The sequence below is a fragment of the Stenotrophomonas sp. Steno-C17 genome (genome assembly GCF_056393165.1).
The window spans coordinates 88,108-94,790 of record NZ_JBWJPD010000019.1; the positions used below are offsets into that span (position 1 = coordinate 88,108).

Genomic DNA, 6,683 nt, shown 5'->3' on the forward strand with positions numbered 1-6,683 from the left:
CTTGGGTCAGGTGTTGAAGCTGTCGGGAATGGCGTGGCCGCAGCGGCGGCAGTGCCGCGCGTCGGGTTCGTGCCCTTCCAGCCCGCAGTGCGGGCAACCACGGGCATCGCGGCGCGCGGCCAGTTCGGCTTCGCGCATGCTGCTGGCCAGTTCGGCGGTGTAGATGCCGGTGGGCACGGCGATGATGCTGTAGCCGATCAGGATCAGCACCGACGTGACGAAACGGCCCAGCACGGTCTGCGGCACGATGTCGCCGAAACCGACCGTGGCCATGGTCACCACCGCCCAGTACATGCTGGCCGGGATGTTGCTGAAGCCGTGCTCGGGGCCTTCGATCACGTACATCAGGGTGCCGGCGATGATGGTGATGGTGATGACCGTGAACAGGAACAGCAGGATCTTGCGCCGGCTGCGCCACAGCGACTGCAGCAGGATGCCGCTTTCTTCGATATAGCGGGTCAGCTTGAGGATGCGGAACACGCGCAGGATGCGCAGCGCGCGCACCACCAGCAGGCTCTGCGCGCCGGGCACGAACAGCGACAGGTAGGCGGGCAGGATCGACAGCAGGTCGATGATTCCCCAGATGCTGACGGCATAGCGCAGCGGGCGTTTCACCACCGCCAGGCGCAGCAGGTACTCGATCGTGAACAGGGCGGTGAAGCCCCACTCCAGCACGTACAGGCCTTTGGCCCAGGCCACGTGCAAGTGCTGCACGCTGTCGATCATCACCACCAGGATGCTGGCGATGATGGCCACCACCAGGATCAGGTCGAAATTGCGCGAGGGCCGGGTGTCGTGCCGGTAGATGATGTCGAACCAGGTGCGGCGCCAGCCGGAGGCGGTGGCGGGGTTCAGTTGGGGGGCGGAAAACGGTCGCATCAGTGCATTGTGCCGCAGGGGCTGGGGGGCGAGAATGGGGGTTCCTGAATCCTGCCCACTGCCATGACCGCCGCTACCGATCCGCTGATCTCCCTTTCGCACTACTACCTGCCGGTCTACAAGCCCCGCCAGGTGGTGTTGGAGCGAGGCCAGGGCGCCCGCGTGTGGGACAGCCAGGGCCGTGAATTCATCGACCTGGCCGCCGGCATCGCCGTGTGCGGCCTGGGCCATAACGACCCCGACCTGACCGCCGCGCTGGTGGAACAGGCCGGCAAGCTGTGGCACACCAGCAACGTGTTCTACAGCGCCCCGCCGCTGCACCTGGCCGAAGAACTGGTGAAGGCCAGCCGCTTCGCCGAGCGCGTGTTCCTGTGCAATTCCGGCGCCGAAGCCAATGAAGTGGCGATCAAGATGGTGCGCAAGTGGGCATCCAGCCAGGGCCGCCCGGCCGACAAGCGCGTCATCATCACCTTCCGCGGCAGCTTCCACGGCCGCACCCTGGGCGCGGTGACCGCCACCGCCCAGCCGAAGTACCAGGAAGGCTACGAGCCGCTGCCCGGTGGCTTCCGCTACATCGACTTCAACGATGACGTGCAGCTGGAAACCGCGATGGCTGCCGGCGACGTGGCCGCAGTGATGCTGGAGCCGATCCAGGGCGAGGGCGGGGTGATGCCGGCCAAGTCCGGCTTCCTCAAGCGCGTGCGCGAGCTGTGCGATCAGCACAACGCGCTGCTGGTGCTGGACGAGATCCAGGCCGGCATGGGCCGCACCGGTACCCTCTTCGCGCACTGGCAGGACGATGTGGTGCCGGACATGGTCACCCTGGCCAAGGCGCTGGGCGGCGGCTTCCCGATCGGCGCCATGCTGGCCGGCCCGAAGGTGGCCGAAACCATGCAGTTCGGCGCGCATGGCACCACCTTCGGTGGCAACCCGCTGGCCGCTGCCGTGGCCCGCGTGGCGCTGCGCAAGCTGGGGTCGGCCGAGATTGCCGCCAACGTCAGCCGCCAGTCCAAGGCGCTGCGCGATGGCTTTGCCCGCATCAACGAAGAATTCAACATCTTCAGCGACGTGCGTGGCCGTGGCCTGATGCTGGGCGCCGTACTGAACAAGGATTTCGCTGGCCAGGCCGGCGCGATCCTTGACCACGCCGCCGACCAGGGCCTGCTGACCCTGCAGGCCGGCCCGGACGTGCTGCGCTTCGTGCCGTCGCTGAACATTACCGATGAAGAAGTGGCCGAAGGCCTGAAGCGCCTGCGCGCGGCCATCGCCGCGTTCGTCGCCGCGCGCTGAGCTGGTAGCGCCGGGCCATGCCCGGCGAGCGCAGCGGTACAGGGACGCCGGGCATGGCCCGGCGCTACCTGACCTGGTACCGCTTCAACACTTTCCCCAACCCGCGCCCGTCGCGCACGGTCTCGGCGTGCAGCCCGGCCGCGCGTGCGCCACGCACATTGGTGAACAGGTCATCGACGAACAGCGTGTGGCCCGGCTCGGCATCCAGCCGCTGCAGGGCCCGCTTGAACACGGCCGGGTCCGGTTTGCGCCCGCCCAGCATGCCGCTGCACAGCACACGCGGCTGCAGGCGCGGGTGCAGTTCCGGCAGCAACGCCGGCAACACCTGCGCCATCAACGGCCCGTTGTTGGTCAGCACCGCCAACGGCAGAGCGTTGTCCAAGGCCAGCAGGCGCTGCACCACGGCGGTCTGCGGCCGGCACGCGGCCTGGCGGGCCGCAATCCAGGTCGGCACATCCACGCTGACATCCAATGCGCGGCCCAGCTGTGCCAGATAGTCATCGGTGCTGACCTGCCCGGCGTCGTAGGCGGTTTCCAGCCCACTGTCGAACAGCGCGGCCTGCACCTGTGCGGTACTGCGGTGCAGGGCCTGCGCCAGGTATAGCACGCGCTGCGCGCGCTGGTACTGCAGCAGCACGCCGTCCACATCCAGCAGCAACAATCGTATCTCCATGCCTGCAGCATGCCTCAGCGTGCGCACGGCATGCGACACCCTGTCGCAGCCGGTGCGCACGGTCACTGCCTAGAATGAAGGTGAACCTGCAGGAGACGTGTTGATGAAAGCTTGGGGAGTGGCAATCGGACTGGCGGCGCTGGTGTTCGCACCGTCGGCCATGGCGCGGGTTTGTGCGGTCAGCATCGACAGCACCGACCAGATGACCTTCAGCAGCCGGCAGATCAAGGTCGCCGCCGACTGCAGCGAAGTGGACCTGACCCTGCGCCACACCGGCAAGCTGGCGGCCACCGCCATGGGCCACAACTGGGTGCTGACCCGCACCGCCGATTACCAGCCGGTGGCGCTGGCGGGCATGCGCATGAGCCTGGCCGACAGTTACCTGCCCAAGGCCGACAAGCGGGTGCTGGCGCATACGAAGGTGATTGGCGGCGGGCAGAGCACGCGCGTACGGTTTTCCACCAAGGGCCTGCAGAAGGGCGGTGACTACACGTTCTTCTGCTCGTTCCCGGGGCACTTCGCGATGATGAAGGGCAGCTTCGTCTTCGGTTGATGCCGTTTGTAGAGTCGAGCCATGCTCGACTGCAGGGTGCCAACCAAGGTTGGCACCCCCCCGGGGTGCTTACCCCTTGGCGGCCTTGAACGCCACGCGTGCGGCGGCCAGGGTTGCCTCGATCACCGCGTCGTCGTGCGCGCTGGACATGAAACCGGCTTCGTACGCCGACGGGGCCAGGAACACGCCCTGTTCCAGCATGGCGTGGAAGAAGCGGTTGAACGCCGGAATATCGCAGGCGGTGGCCTGGGCATAGGTCTCCACCTTCTCGCTGGTGAAGAACAGGCCGAACATCGCGCCCACCTGGGTGGTCGTCACGGCCACGCCGGTGTCGGCGGCGGCCGCTTCCAGGCCGGCACACAGGCGTGCGGTGCGCTCGGCCAGGTCGGCGTGGAAGCCCGGCTGCGAGACGAGTTCCAGCATCGCCAGGCCGGCGGCCATCGCCACCGGATTACCGCTGAGCGTGCCGGCCTGGTAGATCGGGCCGGCCGGCGCGATCTGCTGCATCAGGTCGCGGCGGCCACCATAGGCACCCACCGGCATGCCGCCGCCGATGATCTTGCCGAAGGTGGTCAGGTCCGGGGTGATGCCGTAGTGCGCCTGCGCGCCGCCCAGGGCCACGCGGAAACCGGTCATCACTTCGTCGAAGATCAGCAGTGCGCCATGCTGCGTGCACAGCGCGCGCAGGTGCTGCAGGTAGCCGTCGCGCGGCGGGATGCAGTTGGCATTGCCCACCACCGGTTCGATGATGAGGCCGGCGATCTCGCTGCCCTGTGCGTCAAACAGCGCGGTGGCGGCGTCGAAATCGTTGTAGGGCAGGGTCAGGGTGAGTTCGCTCAGGCCTGCGGGCACGCCCGGCGAGGTCGGTACGCCCAGCGTCAGCATGCCGCTGCCGGCCTTCACCAGGAACGAATCGCCGTGGCCGTGGTAGCAGCCTTCGAACTTCACGATGCGGTTGCGGCCGGTGGCGCCGCGCGCCAGGCGGATGGCCGACAGCGTGGCCTCGGTGCCCGAATTGACCATGCGCACCATTTCGCACGACGGCACCAGCCGGGTGATGGTCTCGGCCATGGTCACTTCGGCCGCGCACGGCGCGCCGAACGACAGGCCGTTGTCGATCGCGCGCTTCACCGCCTGGCGCACGGCCGGGTGGTTGTGGCCGACGATCATCGGGCCCCACGAGCCCACGTAGTCGATGTAGCGGTTGCCGTCCACGTCGTACAGGTAGGCGCCGTCGGCGCGCTCGACGAAGAACGGTTCACCGCCCACCGATTTGAACGCGCGCACCGGCGAATTGACGCCGCCGGGCAGCAGCTGCTGGGCGCGGGAGAACAGGGCGTGGGATTGATCGTGGTTCATGCGGTTTCCTGGGGCGAGCCGGGTTCAGCGGAACCGGGCAAGGTAGGCCTGCAGCGTGGCGACCGGGTCCTGGGCGGCATAGATGCCGCTGACCACGGCCACCAGATCGGCGCCGGCGTCGATGATGGGACCCACATTGTCCGGGGTCAGCCCGCCGATCGCCACCCGCGGCACGCCCAGTGCGGCGGTTTGCCGCAGCAGGTCGGTGTGGGCCCGGCTGCTGGTGATCTTGGTGGTGGTGGGGAAGAACGCGCCGAAGGCCACGTAGCTGGCACCTGCGGCGACGGCCTTTTCGGCGTTGACCGCCTGGTCGTAGCAGGACGCGCCGATGATGGCGGCATCGCCCAGCAGGGCCCGCGCGCTGGGAATGTCGCCGTCGGTGCCGCCCAGATGCACGCCGGCTGCGCCCACGGCCTGGGCCAGCACGGGGTCGTCATTGATGATCAGCGGCACGCGGTGCTCGGCGCACAGCGCCTGCAGGGCGGTGGCCTGTTCCCGGCGCAGCGCGTCGCTGGCGGTCTTGTTGCGGTACTGCAGCCAGGTCGGGCCGGCCGCCAGCAGCGGTTCGGTGCGCGCCAGCAGGCGGGCGGTGTCCGCATCGTCAGGGGTGATCAGGTAGACGCCGCGGGGCGCCGGGGAAGCTGCGTTCATGGATGGCTACCGGTGAAAGGGCCGCAGTGGGACAATGGCGGCCAGTGAATCCAGCGTTGATTATCCGATGAGCGATGCCACCCCCACCACCTTGCGCACCTGGATGTGCGTGGTCTGCGGCTTCATCTACCACGAAGCCGAGGGGTTGCCGGAAGAGGGCATCGCCCCGGGCACGCGCTGGGAGGATATTCCCGAGACCTGGACCTGCCCGGATTGCGGGGTGACCAAGGACGATTTCGAGATGGTCGAAATCGATTGAGATCGGGCCCGCCGGGCGTGGCCTGGCGCTACCGGTCAATGCAGCCGCGGCATCGGCCCGCCCAGGTCGATCAGCTTCTCGCGCAGCCACTGCGCATCACTGGCCTCCGGGTTGCGCTTCAGATACTGCCCCAGGTCGTGGCGTGCGCCAGCCAGGTACTCCAGCTGCAGATAGGCCAGGCCGCGGTCGCGCAGTGCATCGTCCTGTTCCGGAGCCAGTTTCAGCAGGCGATCGGCACTGCGCGCGGCCCGATCCCATTCGCCGGCCTCGGCGTACACGCCATGCAGGTTGCGCAGCATGCGGATCAGGATCGCCCGGCTCGGCGCCGGGTCCAGGATCTGTGCCAGTACCTGATCGTCGGGCGCCTGCCCGCCCAGGTGTGATTTGGCGCGTTCACGCAGCTCGTCCACGTCCAGTGGGCGGCCACCATTGAACGGGTCCATCACCAGCACGCCATCGTCCACCGGCAGCCGCACCAGGAAATGGCCGGGGAAGGACACCCCGTCCAGCGGAATGCCCAGCCGCCGTGCCACTTCCATCTGCACCAGCGCCAGCGAGATCGGATTGCCCAGCCGCCGCTCGAACACCTGGTTGAGGTAGCTGTTGCGGGGGTCGTAGTACTGCTGATGGTCGCCGCTGTAGCCCAGTTCGTCGAACAGGTGGCGGTTGACCGCGGCCATCTTCAACGGCCAGCGCTCGATGGTGTCCACCTCGGCGCGCAGGTGATCGACATGGCTCTGCACCAGTGCCTCGTACACGCCTGGCTGAAGATCGGGGTATTCATCGCGCGCGATCAGCAGCGCGGTCGGCAACAGTGGCAGCGCCTCGTCGTCGAGGTCGGCCAGTGCATCCCAGTCGGGGAGTGTGATCCGGTCCTGCATGGCCACAGACTGGCGGCAATCGCAGGCGGTTTCAAGCGGTGTGGCGTGAATTCCGCTTGTCGTTGTTCCGCCATCCACGCATGGCGTGCATCTACTTGTCAGATATCGAAATTCATCTGGGGTCGGAGCCCGTTGCGC

General features: G+C 67.7%; 8 protein-coding genes. 3 read left to right on the forward strand and 5 right to left on the reverse strand.

Annotated features, from left to right (window positions below; all coding sequences use genetic code 11):
- Positions 1-6: 6 nt before the first annotated feature.
- The gene (locus tag AC06FA_RS16180) at positions 7-879 is read right to left on the reverse strand and encodes an ion transporter (RefSeq protein ID WP_478069199.1); all 873 of its coding nucleotides are present in this window, start codon (positions 877-879) and stop codon (positions 7-9) included.
- Between the two features lie 63 nt (positions 880-942).
- Between AC06FA_RS16180 and AC06FA_RS16185 the strand changes: the two genes are divergently transcribed.
- A complete protein-coding gene (locus AC06FA_RS16185; RefSeq protein WP_478069200.1) occupies positions 943-2,169 on the forward strand; it encodes an acetylornithine transaminase in 1,227 nt (408 codons plus the stop codon).
- A 64-nt stretch (positions 2,170-2,233) separates the two neighbouring features.
- On the opposite strand, the gene AC06FA_RS16190 is transcribed toward AC06FA_RS16185, so the two are convergent.
- Positions 2,234-2,842: an HAD-IA family hydrolase gene (locus tag AC06FA_RS16190; protein ID WP_478069201.1), complete on the reverse strand. Its 609-nt coding sequence runs from the start codon at positions 2,840-2,842 to the stop codon at positions 2,234-2,236.
- A gap of 103 nt (positions 2,843-2,945) precedes the next feature.
- On the opposite strand from AC06FA_RS16190, the gene azu reads away from it, so the two are divergent.
- Positions 2,946-3,395, forward strand: a complete 450-nt coding sequence (azu, locus tag AC06FA_RS16195) for an azurin (protein ID WP_478069202.1) — start codon at positions 2,946-2,948, stop codon at positions 3,393-3,395.
- Positions 3,396-3,464: 69 nt separating this feature from the next.
- Here the strand turns inward: azu and hemL are convergent, their stop codons facing one another.
- Positions 3,465-4,754: a glutamate-1-semialdehyde 2,1-aminomutase gene (gene hemL / locus AC06FA_RS16200; RefSeq protein WP_478069203.1), complete on the reverse strand. Its 1,290-nt coding sequence runs from the start codon at positions 4,752-4,754 to the stop codon at positions 3,465-3,467.
- 24 nt (positions 4,755-4,778) lie between these two features.
- Complete coding sequence (gene thiE / locus AC06FA_RS16205) at positions 4,779-5,405, reverse strand: thiamine phosphate synthase (protein WP_478069204.1); 627 nt, start codon at positions 5,403-5,405, stop codon at positions 4,779-4,781.
- A 34-nt stretch (positions 5,406-5,439) separates the two neighbouring features.
- On the opposite strand from thiE, the gene AC06FA_RS16210 reads away from it, so the two are divergent.
- Positions 5,440-5,664 (forward strand): rubredoxin, encoded by a 225-nt coding sequence (locus AC06FA_RS16210; protein WP_478069205.1) that lies wholly within the window; start codon positions 5,440-5,442, stop codon positions 5,662-5,664.
- A 35-nt stretch (positions 5,665-5,699) separates the two neighbouring features.
- Here AC06FA_RS16210 and AC06FA_RS16215 read toward each other — a convergent pair whose 3' ends face one another.
- Positions 5,700-6,545: a SirB1 family protein gene (locus tag AC06FA_RS16215; protein WP_478069206.1), complete on the reverse strand. Its 846-nt coding sequence runs from the start codon at positions 6,543-6,545 to the stop codon at positions 5,700-5,702.
- Positions 6,546-6,683: the final 138 nt, after the last annotated feature.

Excerpts from the sequence above, each read along its gene's own strand:
- AC06FA_RS16180 (WP_478069199.1), bottom strand. The coding sequence starts at position 879 with ATGCGACCGTTTTCCGCCCCCCAACTGAACCCCGCCACCGCCTCCGGC.
- AC06FA_RS16185 (WP_478069200.1), top strand. The coding sequence starts at position 943 with ATGACCGCCGCTACCGATCCGCTGATCTCCCTTTCGCACTACTACCTG.
- AC06FA_RS16190 (WP_478069201.1), bottom strand. The coding sequence starts at position 2,842 with ATGGAGATACGATTGTTGCTGCTGGATGTGGACGGCGTGCTGCTGCAG.
- azu (WP_478069202.1), top strand. The coding sequence starts at position 2,946 with ATGAAAGCTTGGGGAGTGGCAATCGGACTGGCGGCGCTGGTGTTCGCA.
- hemL (WP_478069203.1), bottom strand. The coding sequence starts at position 4,754 with ATGAACCACGATCAATCCCACGCCCTGTTCTCCCGCGCCCAGCAGCTG.
- thiE (WP_478069204.1), bottom strand. The coding sequence starts at position 5,405 with ATGAACGCAGCTTCCCCGGCGCCCCGCGGCGTCTACCTGATCACCCCT.
- AC06FA_RS16210 (WP_478069205.1), top strand. The coding sequence starts at position 5,440 with ATGGCGGCCAGTGAATCCAGCGTTGATTATCCGATGAGCGATGCCACC.
- AC06FA_RS16215 (WP_478069206.1), bottom strand. The coding sequence starts at position 6,545 with ATGCAGGACCGGATCACACTCCCCGACTGGGATGCACTGGCCGACCTC.